Annotated in this window: 19 protein-coding genes; 8 read left to right on the top strand and 11 right to left on the bottom strand. The window is 65.5% G+C overall.

From position 1 onward, the window contains the following. Nucleotides 1-68: 68 nt before the first annotated feature. From C5F75_RS31530 to C5F75_RS31510, 5 genes are all read right to left on the bottom strand, one after another. Entirely contained in the window at nucleotides 69-725 is a 657-nt protein-coding gene (locus C5F75_RS31530; RefSeq protein WP_059581508.1) for a phosphorylase, read from the bottom strand. A 54-nt stretch (nucleotides 726-779) separates the two neighbouring features. After that, nucleotides 780-2,753: a squalene--hopene cyclase gene (gene shc / locus C5F75_RS31525; protein ID WP_060317681.1), complete on the bottom strand. Its 1,974-nt coding sequence runs from the start codon at nucleotides 2,751-2,753 to the stop codon at nucleotides 780-782. Between the two features lie 12 nt (nucleotides 2,754-2,765). Beyond that, a complete protein-coding gene (hpnE, locus tag C5F75_RS31520) occupies nucleotides 2,766-4,019 on the bottom strand; it encodes a hydroxysqualene dehydroxylase HpnE (protein ID WP_104013291.1) in 1,254 nt (417 codons plus the stop codon). Nucleotides 4,020-4,032: 13 nt separating this feature from the next. Further along, on the bottom strand, nucleotides 4,033-4,881 hold the full coding sequence (hpnD, locus tag C5F75_RS31515; protein WP_059581498.1) for a presqualene diphosphate synthase HpnD: 849 nt from the start codon (nucleotides 4,879-4,881) through the stop codon (nucleotides 4,033-4,035). A gap of 258 nt (nucleotides 4,882-5,139) precedes the next feature. Continuing rightward, the gene (locus tag C5F75_RS31510; RefSeq protein ID WP_059581495.1) at nucleotides 5,140-5,472 is read right to left on the bottom strand and encodes a hypothetical protein; all 333 of its coding nucleotides are present in this window, start codon (nucleotides 5,470-5,472) and stop codon (nucleotides 5,140-5,142) included. A 205-nt stretch (nucleotides 5,473-5,677) separates the two neighbouring features. Between C5F75_RS31510 and C5F75_RS31505 the strand changes: the two genes are divergently transcribed. Continuing rightward, nucleotides 5,678-6,562: an alpha/beta fold hydrolase gene (locus C5F75_RS31505; RefSeq protein WP_104013290.1), complete on the top strand. Its 885-nt coding sequence runs from the start codon at nucleotides 5,678-5,680 to the stop codon at nucleotides 6,560-6,562. 15 nt (nucleotides 6,563-6,577) lie between these two features. Here C5F75_RS31505 and C5F75_RS31500 read toward each other — a convergent pair whose 3' ends face one another. From C5F75_RS31500 to C5F75_RS31490, 3 genes are read right to left on the bottom strand one after another with little or no spacing between them, the layout of a single operon-like run. Further along, nucleotides 6,578-7,519: a GGDEF domain-containing protein gene (locus C5F75_RS31500; RefSeq protein WP_059581488.1), complete on the bottom strand. Its 942-nt coding sequence runs from the start codon at nucleotides 7,517-7,519 to the stop codon at nucleotides 6,578-6,580. Continuing rightward, nucleotides 7,516-8,142, bottom strand: a complete 627-nt coding sequence (locus C5F75_RS31495) for a chemotaxis protein CheC (protein WP_059581485.1) — start codon at nucleotides 8,140-8,142, stop codon at nucleotides 7,516-7,518. The genes C5F75_RS31500 and C5F75_RS31495 overlap by 4 nt, the downstream gene beginning before the upstream one ends. Then, entirely contained in the window at nucleotides 8,135-8,503 is a 369-nt protein-coding gene (locus tag C5F75_RS31490) for a response regulator (protein WP_011548759.1), read from the bottom strand. The genes C5F75_RS31495 and C5F75_RS31490 overlap by 8 nt, the downstream gene beginning before the upstream one ends. A 473-nt stretch (nucleotides 8,504-8,976) precedes the next feature. Here C5F75_RS31490 and C5F75_RS31485 point away from each other — a divergent pair, with 473 nt between their 5' ends. After that, nucleotides 8,977-11,226 (top strand): hybrid sensor histidine kinase/response regulator, encoded by a 2,250-nt coding sequence (locus C5F75_RS31485; RefSeq protein WP_059644560.1) that lies wholly within the window; start codon nucleotides 8,977-8,979, stop codon nucleotides 11,224-11,226. Nucleotides 11,227-11,294: 68 nt separating this feature from the next. Here C5F75_RS31485 and C5F75_RS31480 read toward each other — a convergent pair whose 3' ends face one another. Next, the gene (locus C5F75_RS31480) at nucleotides 11,295-11,849 is read right to left on the bottom strand and encodes an NADPH-dependent FMN reductase (RefSeq protein WP_059581481.1); all 555 of its coding nucleotides are present in this window, start codon (nucleotides 11,847-11,849) and stop codon (nucleotides 11,295-11,297) included. Between the two features lie 369 nt (nucleotides 11,850-12,218). On the opposite strand from C5F75_RS31480, the gene C5F75_RS31475 reads away from it, so the two are divergent. Both C5F75_RS31475 and C5F75_RS31470 read left to right on the top strand, forming a co-directional pair. Further along, nucleotides 12,219-12,818 carry an RNA polymerase factor sigma-70 gene (locus C5F75_RS31475; protein ID WP_059581479.1) on the top strand — a complete coding sequence of 200 codons (600 nt, stop codon included), beginning with the start codon at nucleotides 12,219-12,221 and terminating at the stop codon, nucleotides 12,816-12,818. Continuing rightward, complete coding sequence (locus C5F75_RS31470) at nucleotides 12,796-13,011, top strand: zf-HC2 domain-containing protein (protein ID WP_081059312.1); 216 nt, start codon at nucleotides 12,796-12,798, stop codon at nucleotides 13,009-13,011. Before C5F75_RS31475 ends, C5F75_RS31470 begins: the two co-directional genes overlap by 23 nt. A 148-nt stretch (nucleotides 13,012-13,159) precedes the next feature. On the opposite strand, the gene arsC is transcribed toward C5F75_RS31470, so the two are convergent. Then, entirely contained in the window at nucleotides 13,160-13,516 is a 357-nt protein-coding gene (gene arsC / locus C5F75_RS31465) for an arsenate reductase (glutaredoxin) (protein ID WP_104013325.1), read from the bottom strand. A 136-nt stretch (nucleotides 13,517-13,652) separates the two neighbouring features. Here arsC and C5F75_RS36550 point away from each other — a divergent pair, with 136 nt between their 5' ends. The 3 genes from C5F75_RS36550 (at nucleotide 13,653) to C5F75_RS31455 (ending at nucleotide 16,379) form a co-directional block, all read left to right on the top strand. Further along, on the top strand, nucleotides 13,653-13,976 hold the full coding sequence (locus C5F75_RS36550) for a hypothetical protein (RefSeq protein WP_146075231.1): 324 nt from the start codon (nucleotides 13,653-13,655) through the stop codon (nucleotides 13,974-13,976). 655 nt (nucleotides 13,977-14,631) lie between these two features. After that, entirely contained in the window at nucleotides 14,632-15,294 is a 663-nt protein-coding gene (gene parA, locus C5F75_RS31460; RefSeq protein WP_059581476.1) for a ParA family partition ATPase, read from the top strand. 23 nt (nucleotides 15,295-15,317) lie between these two features. Further along, the gene (locus C5F75_RS31455) at nucleotides 15,318-16,379 is read left to right on the top strand and encodes a ParB/RepB/Spo0J family partition protein (protein ID WP_059581474.1); all 1,062 of its coding nucleotides are present in this window, start codon (nucleotides 15,318-15,320) and stop codon (nucleotides 16,377-16,379) included. 92 nt (nucleotides 16,380-16,471) lie between these two features. Here the strand turns inward: C5F75_RS31455 and C5F75_RS31450 are convergent, their stop codons facing one another. After that, entirely contained in the window at nucleotides 16,472-17,839 is a 1,368-nt protein-coding gene (locus C5F75_RS31450; RefSeq protein ID WP_059581471.1) for a replication initiation protein, read from the bottom strand. Between the two features lie 1,822 nt (nucleotides 17,840-19,661). On the opposite strand from C5F75_RS31450, the gene C5F75_RS31445 reads away from it, so the two are divergent. Next, complete coding sequence (locus C5F75_RS31445) at nucleotides 19,662-20,843, top strand: DNA-binding protein (protein ID WP_104013289.1); 1,182 nt, start codon at nucleotides 19,662-19,664, stop codon at nucleotides 20,841-20,843. Nucleotides 20,844-20,974 lie beyond the last annotated feature (131 nt).

The raw sequence follows: 20,974 nt of genomic DNA, 5'->3' as shown, positions 1-20,974 counted from the left end.
GCAACGACAGCGCGTCGGTTCCGCGCGATCGAATGGGGAAGAAAGAAGTAAAGCGCGGCGAACGCCGCTCAGACGATCCGCATCGCGCCTGCCCGCTCGAACGCGTGGCGCGCCTGGATCAGCGTCGTGCGCGCCGCGCGCGCGTCGCTGGCGACCTGCAGCAAGGGGCCGAGCTGCGACGGCTGCTTCAGCAGTTCGCGCAGGATCGGCAGGATCGCCGTGCTGCCGTCGTCGCGCAGGCCGGCCGTCGCCGCACGCGGCAGCGTGCGCCACGCCGGATCGACGATCGCGCGGCACACCGCGAACGGCACGCCGCGCGCGGCCGCGAACGCGGCGGCGATGTGCGACTCCATGTCGACGGCCAGTGCACCCTTCGCATGATGCAGCGACGCCTTGTCCTGTTCGCTGACGACCGGCGCACCGACGGCCGCGATCGTGCCGCGCGTGACGCGCGCCCACACCGGCGTGTCGTGCAGCGCGGCGACGAGCCGCGTGCTCCAGCCCGCATCGGTCTCCACGCGGCCGAACGGCCCGTCGATCGCGTTCGCGATCACGAGCGCGCCGGGCGTCAGGTCGGGCGCGAGCCCGCCCGCCGTGCCGAAGCTCACGATGCCCGCGCAACCGCGCGCGGTCGCTTCGGTCAGCGCGCGCTCGAGCCGGTCGGCCCGCGCGGCGAACACCGCCTCGACGCCTTCACCGCGCGCGATGCGCGCCTCGAACGCCATCCCGGTAACCGCGATGACGGGCAACGTGCCATTGTGCTGCGTCGTCGGCACGCGTTACATCCCGACCGTCACGCGCGTCGCATTGGCGCGCTTCAGGTTGCGGTAGCGCGCGAGCGCCCACAGCGGGAAGAACTTGCGATAGCCGTGGTAGCGCAGGTAGAACACGCGCGGGAAGCCCGTCGCCGTGAAGCGCGTCTCGTCCCACAGGCCCTCTTCGTTCTGCTGAGCGACCAGGTAGTCGACGCCGCGCGCAACGGCCGGGTTGTTCACTTCGCCGGCCGCCATCAGGCCGAGCAGCGCCCAGGCCGTCTGCGACGCCGTGCTCGGCGCCTGCTCGTAGCCGCGGTAGTTCAGCTTGTAGCTGTCGCCGTCCTCGCCCCAGCCGCCGTCCTTGTTCTGGATCGACAGCAGCCACTGCGCCCCGCGCTTCATGCGCGGATCGTCCGGCGTCAGGCCGGCCGCGTTCAGCGAGCACAGTGCGGTCCACGTGCCGTACACGTAGTTCATCCCCCAGCGGCCGTACCAGCTACCGTCCGGCTCCTGCTCCTTGAGCATGTAGTCGAGCGCACGGCGCGCCGGCTCGCTGTTCAGCGGCGTCTCGCCGAGCTGCGACAGCATCGACAGGCAGCGGCCCGACACGTCGGCCGTCGGCGGATCGAGCAGCGCGCCGTGATCGGAGAACGGGATGTTGTTCAGGTAGTACTGCGTGTTTTCCGGTTCGAACGCGCCCCAGCCGCCGTCGCTGCTTTGCATGCCGACGACCCATTCGCGCGCACGCGCCATCGATTCGCGATACGTGTCCGACTGCGTGAGCTTCTGCGCGCGATCCATCGCCATCACGACCACGGCCGTATCGTCGACGTCCGGGTAGTGCGCGTTCGCGTACTGGAACGCCCAGCCGCCGGGCCGCACGTTCGGGCGGCGCGAGATCCAGTCGCCGCGCACGTCGAGGATCTGCAGCGGACGCAGCCATTCGAGGCCGCGCAGCACGGCTGCCTGCGCACGCGCGTCGCCGGTCTCGAGCAACGCATGCGCGACGAGCGACGTATCCCATACCGGCGACAGGCACGGCTGGCAATACGCTTCGTCGTCGTGCACGACGAGCAGCTTCTCGACCGACTTGCGCGCGAGCGCGCGGTTCGGATGATCTTCCGCGTAACCGAGCACGTCGTACATCATCACCGCGTTGGCCATCGCCGGATAGATCGCGCCGAGGCCGTCCTCGCCGTTCAGGCGCTCGTCGACGAACGACACGGCCTGACGGATCGCGCGTTCGCGCGTATAGCTCGGGAACAGGCCGTCGACCGCGCGCAACGCATGGTCGACCACGCGGAAGAACGCGAACCAGCCCGGGCTCTGGTGGCCCTGGCGCGGCAGCAGCCCGGCGTTGACGGGCGGGTCGATGAACAGCTCGTCGATGCGCACGCCGCGCGGGTTCTTCGCGAGCGGACGCTTCGCGTTCAGCACGAGCAGCGGCACGATCACGGTGCGCGCCCAGTACGACACCTTCGACAGGTGGAACGGGAACCACTGCGGCAGCAGCATGATCTCGACCGGCATCATCGGCACCGCGCGCCACGGGATCGCACCGTACAGCGCGAGCTGGATGCGCGTGAACACGTTCGACATCTCGGCGCCGCCCATCGCATGGATCGCGCGGCGCGCGCGCTGCATGTGCTCGGCATTCTCGTCGTCGCCGATCACCTTCAGCGCGAAATACGCCTTCACGCTCGCGCTGATGTTCGGCGCGCCGTCGGTGAACAGCGGCCAGCCGCCGTCGGCCTGCTGGATGCGGCGCAGATACTTGCCGATCTTCTGTTCGAGCTCGAGGTTCGGCGTCTCGCCCAGATAGTGGACGAGCAGCACGTATTCGGCGGGAATCGTCGAATCCGCTTCGAGTTCGTAGACCCAGTGTCCGTCCGGTTGCTGCGCGGCGAGCAGCGCGTCGGTCGCACGCGCGACAGCCGCGTCGACGCCGGCCGGCACGGCGCCGGCGGACAGGGTAGCCATTTCGGTGAGATCGTTCATCGGTCCCTCTGTTTATTGCGTCTGGAGCACGTCCGCGGCCAGCTGGCCGGAACGGATCGCGCCCTCGATCGTGGCGGGCAAGCCGGTGGCAATCCAGTCGCCCGCGAGTACAAGATTGGTCCAGCGCGTACGCACGGCCGGACGTTTCATTTCCTGCGACGGCACCGCCGCAAAGCCCGCGCGCGGCTCGACGACGAGCTGCCACGCGGGAATGGCTTGCGGGTTCGCGCCGGTCACGCGCGCGACGTCTTCCCAGATGCGCCGCGCGAGCGTGTCGCGCGGCATGTCGAGCCAGCGCCCCGCATCGCGGATCGTCGCCACGAGCTGGCCGTCGCCGGTACGCACCGCGTCGACGACGCCGTTGACGACGGTCGTCTGCAACGGATTGCCGGCCGACGATTCGACCGCGAAATACGCGGTCACGACCGCGCTGAACGTGTCGGGCGCGGTGAGTTCGGGCACGAGCGGCTGCGCGACCTCGGGCGACACGGCCAGCACGACCGCGTCGCCCGGCGCGAGATCGATGCGCTCGCCGCCGACCGACACCGCGTCGACCGCATTGCCGTGCGCGCCGAATTCGAACGCATCGAGCCGCGAATTCAGGCGGATCTGCGCGCCGCCGTACTGCAGCATCCGCAGCGCCGGTTCGACGAACGCGCTGCCGAGCCCGCGGCGCGCGACGAGCGGACGGCAGCCGGGGCCGCCCGCGGCGAACGTGCCGCACAGCGCGGCGCGCGCGAGCTCGGCGCTCGCGTGGCGCGGCTCGATATTCAGCACCCCGAGGAAAAACGGTCGCAGCCAGCGATCCCACAGCACGCCGTCGCATCGCATCGTCTGCGCAAGCGAGCGGCCCGTGCGGGCGAACGCGAGCGGAGCCAGCGCGAGGTAGTCGAGCGGCGTCGTGCCCGGCGCGCGCGACGCGGCATCGAACAGCCACGACGGCCAACGGCCGTTGCCGAAGCGTAGCGTCCAGCGCTGCTGCGACGCGATGTCCATGACCGGGAATTCCGCCAGTGCGGGCCCCGCGAGCTGATCGGCCGCGCCGATCGCGCGCAGGTAGCGCTGCGTCGCGGGCTGCCCCGCGAAAACCGTGTGCAGCCCGCTGTCGAGCGTCGTGTTCAGCGTCCCGTCGAACCACGAGCGGCAGCGGCCGCCCGCGTGCGCATGCGCGTCGTGCAGCACGATGCGCCGCCCGCGACGTTGCAGCTCGACCGCGGCCGACAGGCCCGCGAGTCCTGCGCCGATCACGTGGACGGTTCTGGGCATCGCGTCGGTCGACTCAGAACAGCGCGTAGCGCGCGGCGATCATCAGCATGCGCGCCTTCGGCTTGCGCAGCGGTGCGCGCGGCGCGGCAAAGCCGCGTGCGATCGCGGCGTCGAGAATGCAGCGATACGCGCCCGACATGATGCGCGGCGCCTTCACCTGCGCACGCGGACAGGTGTCCATCACCGCGTCGGCCTGGCGGAAGTGCTCGAGCGCGCGCTCGACGAGCGTTGCACACACGCGCGGCAACGCCGGATCGCGCACGATCGTCGCCGGATCGGTGATCGCGATGCCTTCGCGCGCGAGCAGTTCGCGCGGCAGGTAGCAGCGGTTGATCGCCGCGTCGTCGTCGATGTCGCGCAGGATGTTCGTCAGTTGCAGCGCACGGCCGAGGTGGTGCGACAGCGTGATCCCTTCGGCTTCCGGCATCCCGAAAATCCTCACCGACAGCCGACCGGCCGCGCTCGCCACTCGATCGCAGAAGAGGTCGAGCGTCGGTTCGTCGGGCGCGCAGATGTCTTCCACCGCGTCCATCGCCATCCCGTCGATCATCGCGTGGAAATCGGCGCGCTGCAGGTTGAACGCGCGGATCTCGCGATCGAGCGCGGCCAGGTGGCGCGGCGGGCGGCCGGCGAAGCATGCGTCGATGTCCGCGCGCCAGCGATCGAGGCCCGCGTTGCGCTCGGCGCGCGGCAGGTCGCTGTCGGCGATATCGTCGACCGCGCGGCAAAACGCGTAGACCTGGAACATCGCATCGCGCTGCGCGGCCGGCAGGATGCGCATCGCCAGATAGAAAGAACTGCCCGATGTGACGGCAGCGGCGTCGGTTTCTTGTTCGTCCACGACGGAATGGGAAACGGCCAAGACGAGCTCCACGGAGACACCCACGCGGGGCGATTGAAGAAGCCATGCCCGGCTGGGATGGTCAGGGCGTCGAATGCGAGCGAGATATGCGAACGATCGACGCAGACAGGCACAAATTACCGGCCGGAAGCCGGAATTGGCCGAAAGTATAGCAATCTTTGAAGGTCGATGGCGGACACGCGCCAGGTCTGGCGGGGTGTCGAGCGCCGCCGCGAGGGCGGTGCGGCCGGCCTTCGCGAAGGGATGCCGCGCGGCGCGTCAGCCGTAGACGATGTCGCGCTGCAGGTCGAGCGCGATGAGCCCCATTTCACGCGTGAGCTGCAGCATCGAGCGGCGCTCGAGGCGCGAGCCCATGAAGCTCGTCACGCGCCCGTCGGGCTCGGCGGTGAACTGGAACACCGCGCCGCCCGTGCCGAACCACGCGCCGGGCACGTCGGGCGATTCCTGCCAGTCGATCTGCTCGAACACGCGTGCGATGCCCGCGCGCACGAGTTCACCTGGGCCGATCGGCGGCGCGATGTCGCCCAGGTCGTCGAGCGAATAGGGGCCGGGTTTGTCCGGCTTCCGATAGAAGAGATAGTCGACGTTCATGGGGTGCAATCGCAGGCAAACCGACAAATTAGCGCGCTTCGGCGCAAATTCAAATCAGATCAGGACGAAATGTGGCCTGTACGAGACAAATGGCCTGTATCGCGACGGCCGGTGCGAACCGGCGCTGGCTCGGGCCCGGCGTTCATGCCGGGCGGCGCGCGGCTTCGTCTAAGATGAACACCTTTCTCGAAAAAACACGGACACCATGGAGACGAACGACACCGCCACCCCGCAGTCCGATCATCCCGTTTTCGTGCTCGTGCACGGCGCATGGCATGGCGCGTGGTGCTATGCCCATGTGGCGGCCGCGCTCGCCGCGCGCGGCTACCTGTCGATCGCGCGCGACCTGCCCGCGCACGGCATCCATGCACGCTTTCCCGCGTCGTATCTCGCGCGGCCGCTCGACAAGGACGCGTTCGGCGCCGAGCCGTCGCCGGTCGCGAACACGACGCTCGACGACTACGCGACGCAGGTGATGCAGGCCGTCGACGACGCGTACGCGCTCGGCCGCGGCAAGGTCGTGCTGGTCGGGCACAGCATGGGCGGCCTCGCGATCACGGCGGCCGCCGAACGCGCGCCGGAGAAGATCGCGAAGATCGTCTATCTCGCGGCCTTCATGCCCGCGTCGGGCGTACCGGGCCTCGACTACGTGCGCGCCCCGGAAAACAACGGGGAGCTGCTCGGCCCGCTGATGCTCGCGAGCCCGCGCGTGGCCGGCGCGCTGCGCATCGATCCGCACAGCGGCGATGCCGCGTATCGCGAATTGATGAAGCGCGCGCTGTACGAAGACGTGCCGCAGGCGGACTTCGATGCGGTCGCGAACCTGATGAGTTGCGACGTGCCGGCCGCGCCGTTCGCGACCGCGATCCCGACGACTGCCACACGCTGGGGCGCGATCGACCGTCACTACGTCAAGTGCCTGGCCGATCGCGTGATCCTGCCCGCGCTGCAGCAGCGCTTCATCGACGAAGCCGACGCGTTCGCGCCCGGCAACCCGACCCACGTGCACCAGCTCGACAGCAGCCACTCGCCGTTCGTGTCGCAGCCGGCCGTGCTGGCCGGCGTGCTCGCCGACATCGCGAAAAGCTGAGCGGGGCGGGCGCGGTCAGTCGGCGTACGCGACCGACCGATCGCGCCCGAGCCGCTTCGCGCGATAGAGCGCGGCGTCGGCCTCGTTCACGAGCACGTCGCAGGTCGACGCGCCGGCTTTCGCGCACGCGCCGCCGACGCTCGCCGTGACCGGCACGCTGACGCCCTCGGCGTCGACCGGCACGCTGCCGATCGCCTCGCGCACCTTGTCGGCCACCCGCATCGCCTCGTCGAGATTCGTGCACGGCAGCAGCAGCGCGAATTCCTCGCCGCCGAAGCGGCCGAACGTATCCTGCGCGCGCACGATCGACGCGACGCGGCGCGCCGTCTCGCGCAGCACGGCGTCGCCCACCGCATGCCCGAAGCGGTCGTTGATCGTCTTGAAGTGATCGAGGTCGAACAGCAGCACCGACAGGTCGCCGCCGTAGCGCTGCCAGCGCGCGAATTCGTCACCGAGCCGCACCTCGAAAAAGCGCCGGTTCGCGATGCCGGTCAGCCCGTCGAGATTCGCGTGTTCGCGCAGCTTCGCGACCGCTTCCTCGCGCTCCCGTTGCATCACGCTCACATGCGTGACGTCCGAGATCGTCACGCATACGGCCTCGACGTCGCGGCCGCGCGTGAGCGGCATGAACGTGCAGTCCTGCTGCATGTAGTCGACGCCGCCCGTGATCGGCCGGTCGTGCTCGAAGCGGAACAGGTAGGGCCGCTGCTCCCACGAGCTGAACGCGAAGCTGCCGAGCTGGAACACGCTCTCGAGCTTGCGCGACAGCCATGCGCGCGGCAGATCCGGAAAGCGGTCGAACAGGTTGCGGCCGATCACGTCGGCGGCGGGAATGCCGCTGTGGTCCTGCATGAAGCGATTCCACATCAGGACGGTCATCGAACGGTCGAGCACGAACAGGCCGAAGCCGACCCGCTCGATCACGAGGTCGCTCAGCGAAGGGGCGGCGGCCGTCATAGCGCGGACAGCAACGCGTCGAGCGCGTCGCCCATCAGCCGGATCGAATCCTCGGCCATCAGCATCACGAAATGCGCGCGGAACGTGTGGTCCTCGAGCCCGAAGTTCACCTCCAGCAGCAGCGCGACGCTCCACCCCAGTTCGTTCGGCTGGAAGACGTCGTCGAACGACACGTTCGCGCCGAGCAGCCCCGGCGGAAAGAACACGGGCTTGCGGCCGAGTTCGTCCAGGATCGACGCGACGCAGGCGCCCATCAGCACGTTCGCGACGTCGAACACGAGCTCGTCCGGCGTCGCCATCCCGCCGTACACGCCGTCGCCGAACGTGCGGTCGACGACCGACATGAGCCGCGCGACACCCGCCGTGCGGCACAGCACGATCGCCTCGCCCTTGATGTCGGAACGGAAGCCCTGGCGCACGGCGGTCACGTTGTCGTGAATGCCTGTCATCTCGCGCAGCGCGTCGCTCGCGTCGGCCGCTTTCACGACGCGCACGCGCGGCACCGACAGCTCGATGAAATGTCCGAGCAGCAACGCCAGCCGCGCGGCGGCGCGACCCATTGCAAGGTTGGCGATCTCCTGCAACGCGTCGCGTTGCTCCGCCGTGAACACCGATTCAGGCATACAACCCATACTCCTTGAGAATGGGCAGCAATGCCTCCGACGTCACGGGCTTGGCAACGAATGCGATCGCGCCCAATTCACGCACGCGTGCTTGCGCCTGCGGCTGGATATCGGCGGATACCACGATCACGAACGTGTTCAGATCTTCGTGGCGCAGTGTTTCCAGGACCTGATATCCGCTCATGTCGGGCATCGTCAGGTCCAGAAACATCACGGAAGCTTTGCCGTCACGATAGAGCGCCAAGGCCTCGCGACCATTCGCTGCATACGCGACGTCAACGTCCCAATCCCCCGGCAGCGCCTTTGTCAGCAGTTTGCGAGCGAGCAGCGAATCGTCGGCAATTACAATCGGCAAAGGCATGGGGCGATGCGGTATACGGAATGGTCTCTCTCGCGTTAACGACCGCGCGGCGCACTTCTTTAGGTGCCATGCGTTTCGGGCGCGGGCAACCGCCTTGCGGCCGCGCACGGGGCGCCGCGACGCAGGTGCGCGCGACGCACCGCGCGGCAATCGCCGGCGGGCGCATGTATCTGTCATAGGGAAAGCAAGGCGCGATTCTCGGAGTAAACCGGAGGCGATGCAACTCGCCATATTCACCATTTCGAACAGAATCGATCCGATCGTGCGCCATTCCGAAAACAGGCGCGACCATTTTCGAGATAAGCACGCAAAATTTTTCCTTGTGTACGTTTGCGCTGCCGGATTCGTCGCGTTTTCAATCTGACGGTTTACCTCTGTCACAGACGACAGGATTGCGCCCGTACGGCGCCGCGCGGCGGGCCGCCGCAACTCGTTTATGATGGCAGACACCTCCGCTTCACCCGCTTTCCTCGATGACGTCCGAACGGCCTGCCGACTCCCGCGCTCCCGCCCCCGCTCCCGCCGATGACTGGCAGGACGACGGCAGCTACGCGTCCGGCGCGCCCGAGCACGATTTCGCGGTACGCCGCGTGACGCTGATCGTGCTGCTCGTCGCGGCGATCGTGCTGCCGTGCATCTACGTGGCGGTGATGGCGTACAACGACCTGAAGGCGCGCGAGGCCGCGGCGAGCGACGTGACGATGCGCACCGTGCGCGTCGCCGAGGAGCATGCGCTCAAGGTGTTCGACCTGAGCGAAACGCTCGATGCGCGCATCGTCGACCTCGTGCAGGACATGGACGACGCAGCCGTGCGCAGCAGGGAATCCGACATCCACGAAGCGCTGAACACGATCGGCGGCGGCTATCCGCAGGTGGCCGCCGTGTCGATCTTCGGCGCGAGCGGAATGCTGCTCGCCAACAGCCTCTACTATCCGGCGCCGTACGCGTCGATCGCGAACCGCGACGACTTCGCCGGCATCCGCGACGGCAAGGTCATCGAACACATCTCGCGGCTGATGATGGGGCCGCTCAAGCTCGAGAACATTCCCGTATTCAACACGGGCGTCGCGCGACGCCATAGCGACGGTTCGTTCGCCGGCATGGTGTCGATCGCACTGAAGTCGTCGTATTTCAACGCGTTCTACCGCGACCTGCTCGGCGGCGCGAGCACGCCGATGACGATGGCGCTCGCGCGCTCGGACGGCGCGGTGATCGCGTCGTATCCGCCGCCGCCGTCGCTCGCGCACACCGATCGCTCGGTCACGTTCGGCAATGCGCACAACGATCCGCGCGCGGGCGTCGTGCGCGTGCGCCACGACGGTGCGAGCAGCGAGATCGTCGCGTATCGCCAGGTCGGCAGCTACCCGGTCTTCGTGACCTGCGCATACCGCACGTCGGCGATCTGGCATGAATGGTACGAACACCTGAGCGTGCTGTTCATCTCGATGTTCGCGCCGTCGGTCGCGCTGTGGTCCGTGATCTGGCTGTCGCTCAAGCGGCTGAAGGCGGAAGAGGAGGCGTGGGACCGCTGGCAGGCCGAAGCGTCGATGCGGCGCTCGATCGAATCGGCGTACCGGCAGTCGCGCAAGATGCAGGCGCTCGGCAATCTCGTCGGCAGCGTCGCGCACGACTTCAACAACCTGCTGATGATCATCTCCAGCAACGTGCAGATCGCGCGGCGGCGCGGCGTCCAGCATCTCGACAAGGAGCTCGGCGCGATCGAACGCGCGCTGAAGAACGGGCAGTCGCTCACGCGCCAACTGCTCGGCGTCGCGCGCAAGCAGCCGCTGCACAACGAGACGATCGACATCGGGCAATGGCTCGGCACGTGCCGCGAACTGCTGAAGACGTCGCTCGGGTCGAAGTCGTCGCTGGTCGTCGCGATCGAGCCGGGCGTCTGGCCGATTCGCGTCGATGTCGCGGAGCTCGAGCTCGCGGTGATCAACCTCGCGGTCAACGCGCGCGATGCGATGACGACCGGCGGACGCTTCACGGTCGGTGCGCGCAACGTCACGCTGCGCCGCGAGGACGGCTTCCCGCTGACGGGCGAGTTCGTGCAGATCTCGCTGGACGACACGGGTTCGGGCATGGCGCCCGACGTGCTCGCCCGCGCATTCGAACCGCTGTTCACGACGAAGGCGCAGGGGATGGGGACGGGGCTCGGCCTGCCGCAGGTATTCGCGTTCTGCGAACGCTCGGGCGGCCTCGCGACGATCGACAGCGCGGTCGGCGCGGGTACGTCGGTGCGTCTGTACCTGCCGCGCGCGCGCGCCGAGGACGTCGTCGCACGGCCGGCGGCCGGCGCGCACGATGCGGGGAACGGCACGCTCGCCGGCCTGCACGTGCTGCTCGTCGAGGACAACGGCGAAGTCGCGGCCGGCACCGAAGCGCTGCTGTCGCTGCTCGGTCATCGCGTGACCTATGCGCCCACCGCCGACGACGCGTTGCGCCTGATCGAGGGCGCCGCGGCGAACGACGCGTTCGACCTCGTGATTTCGGACATCCACATGCCGGGCCGCATGAACGGCATCGATCTGGCCGAAGCGGTCGAGAAGCGACCGGGGAAGCTGCCGGTGATTCTCGTCACGGGCTATGCGGAGGAGCTCGACCGCACGCGCACCGTCAACGTCCGCGTGCTGTCGAAGCCGTTCGATATCGCGCTGCTCGACGAGATCCTGCTGGGCATCCGCGAAGCGCGCGACGCACGACACGCCGGCGCGTGACCGGCCACGTGCGGGCCGGCGCCGGCGCGACTGCGTGAACCGGCGCGGCGGCGATCAGGCCAACGACGTCACGCCGATTTCAGCAGGCGCACCCAGCCCGCGTAGCGATCGACGAAGCCCTGCAGGAACTTGCGCGTGTCCTCGCTGACGATCTGCCCCTGGTCGTCGATGCGCGCCGGGTCGTGCTTGATGAACATCTCGGGCTGACCGAGCGTCTTCACGTCGAGGTACGCGAGCACGTTGCGCAGGTGCTGCTGCGCGAGTGCGGTGCCCGTCGCGCCCGGCGACGTGCCGAGCACCGCGCCCGGCTTGCCCGACCACGAATTGGAACCCCACGGGCGCGAGCCCCAGTCGAGCGCATTCTTCAGCACGCCCGGAATCGACCGGTTGTACTCGGGCGTGACGAACAGCAACGCGTCGGCGGCTTCGATCGACTGCTTGAAGCGCTTCGCGACTTCCGGGAAATTCGCGTCGTAGTCCTGGCTGTACAGCGGCAGCTCGCCGATCTCGACGAACTCGAACGAAAAATCGGCGGGGGCGAGCGAGATCACGGCGTGCGCGAGCGCACGGTTCGTCGAAGCGCTGCGCAGGCTGCCGACGACGACCGCAATTCGATAGGACATGGCATTCTCCTTCCGGTAAGTGAGGAATCGGAGCGATTGCTTCCGAATGGGCGACAAAGGTCTGTTTATAGGCAAGCCAGCCCGCGAGCCGTCCGACGGGGCCATCCGGCCGACTTTCCACAAGGTTTTCCACAGAAATTGTGGATAACTCGACCGTTATGTTCCGACGTTACAGTTTGCCCGCCGCGCGGCGCCTTCGACGTGCGAGACGAGGGTTCGGCAAGCATAGCGCAGCGCGGCGGCCGGCTTCATGAAATCGCGACGGAACATGGCGTTGCAGGGCGGCACCGCAACCAGTAAGCTGCTCGCACCGCGATGCGCCCGTTCCGTGACGCATGCGCGATCGCTTCGAAACACGACAACCCACACATGCCGTCCGCATACGACGACCCCGCCTATCTCGCACAACTGCGGCACGATCTGCTGCGCTTCGCACGACTCCAGCTTCGCGATGCCGACGCGGCCGAAGACGCCGTGCAGGAAGCGCTGGCCGCCGCGTGGTCGCATGCCGGCGAGTTCGCGGGGCTATCGGCCCACAAGACGTGGGTGTTCGCCATCCTGCGCAACAAGCTGATCGACGTGCTGCGCGCGCGGCAGCGGATGGTGAGCCTGACCGCGCTCGATGCGGAGCTCGACGGCGAATCCGTGCTCGATCGCGAACTGTTCAAGGACAACGGGCACTGGGCCGCGCATGCGAAACCGCGACCGTGGCCGAAACCCGAGACGCTGTTGCAGCAACAGCAGTTCTGGATGCTGTTCCAGGTGTGCCTCGACCATCTGCCGGAGCAGATCGGACGCGTGTTCATGATGCGCGAATTTCTCGACGTCGAGATTCCGGACATCTGCAGCGAATTGACGCTGACGACGAATCATTGCAGCGTGCTGCTGTACCGTGCACGCACGCGCCTGCGAACCTGCCTGAGCGAAAAAGGACTGACGACCGAAGATGCTGCCGGGGAAATGTACTGACGTGACACGACTGCTGTCGGATGCGCTCGACCGGCCTCTGACACTGCACGAGCGCCTGCAGGTGCGTGTGCATCTGCCGACCTGCAGCGGATGCCGCGCCTATCGCGGGCAGATCGCGCTGTTGCGGACGGCCGCGAAAGCGGCCGCGGGGCGGGAGCCGGATGATGATGACGGGCCGTCCGGTGGCGGCTAGGGCGTGTTCACGCCCGAGGCGCCGCGATGTCGGCGTATCGTTCCGGTGACGGCTAGCAGGCGGCCTGGAGGTTGCGTCGGCCTGGATGCCGTTGCGCGTGCCGGGCTGGGCCGCATTGATGCAATAAGAAAAATACGCCGGACAAGAATTATTCGAACAACGCCTTCACGGACTCGGGCGGTCGACCGATAGCCGCCTTGCCGCGATACACGACGATGGGGCGCTGCAGCAGGATCGGATGAGCGACGATCGCCGCGTAGGCTTCGGCGTCGGTCAGATCCGCGCGGGCAAGATTCAGCGTCTTGTACGGCTCCTCGCCGTCGCGCAGCATGTCGCGGACCGGCCGGCCGAGCTGCTGATGCATCGTTTCCAGTTCCTCGACGGTCGGCGGCGTCTTCAGATACTCGACGACGGTCAACGGCGTGCCGGCGGTATTCAGCGACTCGACCAACGCAAGCGTCTCGCGGGACTTCGAGCATCGGGGGTTGTGGTAGATCGTGATCATCATTCAAGCCTGGGTGGGGGAGCCCTGTATTGTAGCCACTCTGCATTGAGGGGCTTGGTGGCGTGGTTCAGCCGAGACCGGGGTGGCGTTCCTTTCGACAAGTGGCTGAGACGGTTTGGTTTAGCAACGCGCTGTGATGGAAGAGCGTGTCTCCGGTGTTCGAAAACGCTTCAAAGAGCCGTTGTTTATGCGCATAAAGCTAGAACATCTGGTGCGCAGGATTCGCGGACTGCAATTTGCCCAGCAATGTGTCGCACAGGTTATCTCCGATGGTGGGGGCGTGATGGCCCGGCGCGTCGAGTGGTTTATGCGCATAAAGCCAGCGATTTTTGGCCGAGGCGACGCGCGGCTCCGGGCGTGGACGTATGCGACACAAGGCGGCAGAGGGCGATCGCTGTATCAATCAGCCACTCAGCGCGACATCATCGGCGGCCTGCCTGGGGCAGGTTTATGCGCATAATGCCGGCGATTGTCGGGCGACGCACGGCTTGACTCGGGCCTTGGGCGATGCCGACACGAGACGGCACCGGGCGATCGCTGCAAACGACAGACCGTCCCGACACGACATCATGGGTCGCCTGATTCGGTGAGGTGTCGGCTGCGGCCCTTCATCGCGGATCATCGTTGCGTCTGGTTTATGCGCATAAACGCTGCGGGCCGACAGAATGTCACCCTGAGGCATGCCCGTTCACGGAGGCGACTCAGGGTCGCGCATTCGCCTCGGAGCGCGCAGATCGCTCGCTCGCAGATGCCCGACACGCACGCTCCCCACAGAGTTCATCGCTTCGCCCACTGCGGAGTTTATGCGCACAAACTCCCCGGCTCGCCGACAGTCCTATCCGCCCCGGAAAGGGCAGAGCAACGCGATATCCCCGTGACGAACAGGTGCCCGGCGATGTAGCGCGTGAAGACCATCCCACCACGCAGCCCATCACCCCTCTATCTCAGCTTCGCCACCTCCAACACACCGCCCCAACGAACTCCCCATCGTCGCCACTTCGTTTATGCGCATAAACCGATCGTCCGAATGGCCAATGCGTCGTTGTCGACCGACAATTTCATTGAAATTCAAATATCGTCCTGTAGAATTCCAACGACCAAAACAGGAGTGAAAATTGGCCGCGGAAATTATTGCAGTCACTCAACAAAAAGGTGGCGTCGGCAAAAGCACGATTGCCATGCATCTCGGCGCCGCGTTCCATGAAAAAGGGAAGCGCGTCCTCGTCATCGATGCTGACCGTCAAAACACGCTGGTTCACTGGTCGAGCGCATCCGGCGACAGCGAAAACGGCATCCCGTTTCCGGTCGTCAATCTTGCCGAAGCCGACGGCCAGATCCATCGCGAGATCAAGAAGTTCATCAACGATTACGACATCATCGTCGTGGACTGCCCGCCGTCGATCACCGAGAAAGTCTCGGGTGTCGTCCTGCTGGCCGCATCGATTGCCGTGATCCCGACATCGTCGTCGCCGGCCGATTACTGGTCGAGCGTCGGGCTGGTCAAACTGATTCAGCAAGCGCAGGTGATGAACGAAGACCTCCGCGCGGTCTTCCTGCTGAACAAGACCGAAGAGAAACGCATGCTGACCCGCGAGCTCAAGCGTGCACTCGAGGAACTGGGCTTTCCGTTGCTGAAGACGCAGATCCCGACTCGGGAAGCGTACAAGCAGGCGATGGCGCTCGGTCAGACCGTGCTGCAAATGAACGATCGTGGCGGCAAGCTGGCCGCCTCCGAAATTCGCGCATGTGCCGACGAAATCGTCGCCATGCTGCCCTGACTTTATGCGCACAAAGGAGTCACATGAAACCCTCCCAATTTGCCAAAGGATTCCAAGCGCGCCCGGATATCACGACGAGCGAGAAGCGCACGGCGCTCGATCGGCTCAATGCGATCGACGGCATCGTCAAGTCCGAGACGCCGACCCCGGCGTCGACCAAATCCGCGAAGAAGGACATCGCACCGCCGCCTGCTCCGGAATTCACGATCGACCCGTCGATCGACGAATCGCAGCAATATCGCGCGTGGCGTCTCGAGAATCGCTATGCCCCGGGGCAGGTGATCGAGTTGCCGTTGAAGGCGATCAAACATAGCCCGTTCAATCCGCGGCACTTCTATCTGAAATCGTCGATTGCCGAACTCGCGGTGAACCTTGCGAAGCAAGGGCAGCAGCAAGCGATCCACGTGATTCCGGATTACGACAACCCGGGCACGTATTTCGTCAGCGATGGTGGCCGCCGCGTGCGGGCGCTGAAGGAAGCGAACAAGGAGTCGGTCAAGGCGATCGTGATCGACGTGCCGATCGGCATCCAGAGCTACAAGCTCGGCTATGACCTCAACGTTCAGCGCGATTCGCAGACGGTGTTCGACAATGCCGTCGTGTGGCGCCGCTTCCTCGACGACAAGCATTTCCAGAGCCAGAAAGAACTCGCCGAGCATCTCGGCCTCGACGAGTCGACGGTGGCCGTCGCGCTGTCGATCGGCAAATTGCCGGAAGCGATCATGCAGGAAATGGTCGCGCGCCCCGATCGCTTCGGATCGAACATGGCGTATCAGGTCGGCCGCTATCACAACGCGCGCGGCACCGAGGCGACGCTGCGGCTGATCAACAAGATCGTGTCGGACGACCTCAGCACGCGCCAGGTGTCGGACATCGTCAAGGGCCGCGTCGCGGCGCAGGAGACGCCGAAGGCCGCGGGCCGTCAGCGCTACGCGCAGCGTCTCGAGATCAAGCTCGACGGCAAGTCGGTCGGCGATCTGAAATCGTATGGCGAAGACCGCATCGAACTGCGCCTGCGCGGCCTGCCGAAGGACAAGCGCGACGCGATCCTCGAGCAACTCGAGCGGATGCTGTTGTCGGAGTAATGGAAGCGGCCGGCAGAGCCTGACAAGGGCGCCGGTCCCGCCCGACCAATGGATGGGACCGGCGGCGGCCGGTCAGCGGGCCTGAGCAGGCCTCAAGCGGCCCGCGACTGGTTCAGCGTGAACGACAGCAGATCGCCGTCCGTCGGCTCGCCCCAGGTCTTCTGGGCCAGCCAGTCGAAAAAGGCCGTCTCGGCCAGCTTGGAATCGAGGCCGCGCTTGCGCCAGTCGTCGCGCAGATGCGAGCCCATCGTCGGCAATGCCTCGGATTCGAACGACTCACGCGCCACTTCGCGCTCCGCGTCGCCCTGCTCCTCGTACAGCACCTTCGCTTCCTTGCGGCGGAACGCCGCGAACTCGCTCAGCAGGCGAGCCTTCAGATCGTCCGGCTGCGCAGCCGCAGCCTTCGCGGACGGCGTGCCGGCAGGCAGCGCGTCGACCGACTCGACCGGCGGCGCATAACCCTTCTTCAGCGCGTCCTTGAACAGCGCCGGCGCGCTGCGCACCGGCGGCAGCGTCGTGCTGCGCATCCGCTGCTCGGTCATCTGCAATGCGGCGCGAATCCGATTTTCCTCGCTGTCCGCATAGAGTGTTTGTGCTTCCTTCAGCGGGATCCCGAGTTTCACCATCCGGTCGACCAGCGTGCTGTCGAACACGTTCGGGTGTTCGTCGAGCGCGAGCATCGGCTGCTTGCGTTCGGTCACGCGAAACTGGATCTCGGCCACCCGACGCCCTTCGCGGTGCTCGATCAGTTCGACGAAGATGTTGGTGACCGCATTGACTTCCGCGATCGCGGGACGCAGGTAGTCGCGCTTGAAGTACTTGTACTCGCGCTTCGCTTCGTCGCCGGCTTCCGTGTCGGGCGTGCCCGACAGAATCGGCCGCCACCATTCCCACGGCTCGCGCATCGTCAAATGGCTCGGGTTCGTCAGGTAGCGCACGCAGATCTCGTACAGCGCGAGCCCCGCGCTGCTGCGCAGCTGGCTCTGGAACTGCAGGCTCAGGCGCGCATACTGGACCGGGTCGAGCAGCTTCTTCTTGATCTTCGGCGCGAACGAGAATTCGACCCATACGCGGCGGGTGGTCGGATCCTCGAGAATTTCCGCGTCGGCAATCAGCGTGGAGATCCCCCACTTGCGGCCCGGCTTCTGGCTCGACGTCCCCGTGCTCCATTCGACCTGCACCGACACCATGCGGCGTAGGTGTTCCTTCACCAACGCGGTGTCGTTCGAATCGAAAGCGGAGTTGGCAACGATGTCCGACAGCAGCGCGCGATACGTATCGCCCGAATCGTCGGCCTGCTGCGCGACGGCCAGCAGGACATTGAACAGCTTGCGAGTGAGGAGCGTGATCTTGCCGCTCTTCGGCTGAATGGCGATCGCCTCGACGGCCTTTCGCAATTCGGCTGAACTGGCACTCACCACATCCACATCGGTTTTCTTGGCGCGCTTCGTCGTGGCCATACGTCGGGTCGGAGGAGAAGTTTCCCGGAAGGATAGCGCCTGCGGTGATGTGCGTCCAGAACGACATGCTCACCATAGCCGGTGAAGCGCGCCGGCAAAACGGCACTCACCCGACCCCCTCCCGAAAACGCTCACCGGTCGGCCAGGGCGGCGTTCCGGACTCTTCCAGACGTGCCGCGGCATGCGCCGATTCACAGAATTTCCCCTGTGCGCGACACGTGCGGAATTGGCTCCCGTATCGGCTCACCTTTCGATTTGTCGTAATTTTGCGACTGCGCAGCCGTGAATTCGACACAGGCTTGCGGCTGCACCTCACCGCCCGTCCGCGACTGAAGCACACCGGCCTGTATGCATGTACAGGCACGGCTCGCGAGGAAGCCGATTCGGTTCCGACATAGGGGAAAGCACCGCGGAAACCGGCACGCGCAGCCCGAACAACGCGTGATTGGCTGGCCCGGGCGCGCATTGTACAGCGCGCAAATCGTATCCGGTCCCGAAAATACTCACCTCGAGCACAGCAGGTCGATTCGTCCGGATACCGATAAATGCCCGACGGACGCGGGACCGAGCGCCAACGACTCCCGAAAACGCTCACCTTACCAATCAAATGCGGCACGGCGGTGGGCACGGAACTGGCTCCCGAAAAACCTCACCGTAACCGGCGCGGTATCAAAAACTCCAATCTCTTCCGATACTTACGCACAGAAGGCATTTGGCTGTGCATCGTCGCGATCTCCCGGAAAGCCTCACCTTTAGGCCGAAATCTTTCATCAGACGACCGTAGGACCGCCCCCGAAAAATCTCACCTGTGCCAAAAAGTGGCACAGCAAAAACGGGATTTCTTCCAGTCCTGGCGGGCTTTTCGGCGAATCCGACCGGTCCCGGCTCCTGAAAAACCTCACCTTTGCCCATTTTTCGAGCAGATCTCTCTCCCGGAAAATCTCACCTGTCAGCCAAGCCGCAGCCTGTGATTCATGCCCCGAAAAAGCTCACCTTGCGCCCAAAGGGGCAGGAAGACCCGGATTTCCCTCCCGAAAAACCTCACCTTTGGGGCATCACAGGCACCGGCGAGCACTTTTGCTGTGCAAAATGGCGTCCGCTTCCCGGAAATCCTCACAGCAAATTCCCGTGAGGTCCCGTGAAATCTCACCTTTCCCCCGATCTGCCCAAAAGATGAGCAGAATCGGGGCGCGAAACAGGTCCCGCAAATTCTCACCTATGTCTGCACAGGCAGAAAACTGTGCGGTCAGGCGCGGCGCGGGTTCCATGGCTGCACGGCCCCGAAAACCCTCACCTTTGGGAAAACTCGTGTTTTACTGTGATCCCGAATCCGCTCACGACCCTTCCTGCAACGGCTCACGCAGCTCCCCGAACCCCATCACGTCAGCTCCCGCAGAAGATCACCTTGGCTCCCGTAAAACTTCACCTTGTCGGCCGGAAAGCCTTGTGCCACAAGGCTGTGCCGTGGCGTTAACGTTTTTAACTAAGGGTTCAAGGGTGTTTACTTCTAATACTCTCAAGACGTCGGTTGACGAGTTTTCCACAGATACCCCGACCCCTGAACACCCACGGCCCATCGGATCCGATGTCATGTGAAACAAATGCCAAAATTCGGGGTCCGCTGAAAAACGCTTGCCGAACAAAGACTTGGATGATTTTCTTCGCTTTGTTTCACGGAATCCGAGGCCACCTTCGGCCGAACGCGTTCGCAGCGCTGATTTCGGTGCAAAACGACGTAAATTCACAACGGACCGTCGAAACAAGTATCAATGGATACGTGTTTCGTTATGATTGCAACACTTCATTGCCTGCGAGTGTTGTCATGACCCTGGACGAAATGCGTCAAGTCATTCGGGAAGAACTGGAATCGCTGCGCGCAAGTGGTGCACGGCGTCAGGAATTGTCGCTGCATGCATGCAAGCGCCTGTTTTTCGATCTCGGCATCCGGCCGTCGGCCGCCAACGTGCGCGATCTCACCCAGACCGGCAGCGCCAGCGACATCCCGAAAGACATCGATCACTTTTGGGAGCGCATCCGCTCCGCCTCCAAGATCAGGCTCGACGGCGCGGCGATCCCGAAGGCCGTCGAGGAAAAGGCCGGCGCATTGCTGGGCGCACTTTATGAAGAGGCGTTGAAAGCGGCGCGCGACAGCCTCGACGGCGACCGCGAGCAGGTTCGCGCCGACGTGGCCGCGGCCGAACAGCGGTTGCGTGACGCAACCGTCCGACAGGAAACGCTTGAAGAAGCGCTCGCGCGCGGCGAAGCGAGAAACGAGCAATTGCAGGCGCGGGTGACCGAACTCGAGGTCCAGCTTGCGTCGCAGACCACGCACGGTTCGGCAAGCGAAGCAACGTTGCTCACCACAGTCGCCCGACTAGAAAAGGAACTGGCCGCGGCTGCCGGCCGCCTCGATGCCGAACAGGCCCAGAATGCCGCGTTGCGCGACCGCATCGATGCGTTGCAAGCCGAATTGCAGCAGCGCACCGAGCACTATGCGCAGCAAATCAAGGATGCGGTGGCCGAAGCCGAACGCCGCGTCAAGCCGATGCTGGTCGAACTGGACGCGTTGCGCAGCATGGCGTCGACCTACCAGAGCGGGCTGCGCGACGTTCAGCGCAAGGAGTTCGATTTCCTGCAGCAATTGAGCTCGGCCAAGGCGCGCGCCGACCGGCTCGAAGAACAGTTGCGTACCCAGAGCGACGAACTGGACCGCGCGATGCGCGACGCGAACGCGTTGCGCGCGAACCGCGGGATGAATCCGGAAATCGCGGCGCTGCTCCGGCGCCTGGCCGATGCCGGACAACTCGATGCGAACGCGTATGCCACGATCGGCACCTCGCTGGATCACGAGATTCCGGCGCCGGCCCGGTGCCCGCATTGCGACGGCGAGCCGGAACTGTCACATGGCGATGACGGCTTTGAAGTCGCGTGCCCCGAATGCGAGCACGCTTCGGGCCCATGGCCGTCCCGTTTCGAAGCCGCCGCGCGTTTCGCGCAGACTTGACCCGGAAGCTGGCGACACCGCACAGGTGAGAATATCCGGGAGACTTGAGGTGAGGTTTTTCGGGAGCTGTGAAATGGTGAGGCTGCGCCGCGCAAGGCTGCTCACGGATCGTTTTGCGTGAGCAGCCGTTT

Origin of the sequence: Burkholderia anthinoferrum (assembly GCF_002925705.1) — a bacterium.
GTDB lineage: Bacteria > Pseudomonadota > Gammaproteobacteria > Burkholderiales > Burkholderiaceae > Burkholderia > Burkholderia semiarida.
Note: the sequence above shows the minus strand (reverse complement) of the source record. Positions and strands in the feature narration are given on the sequence as shown.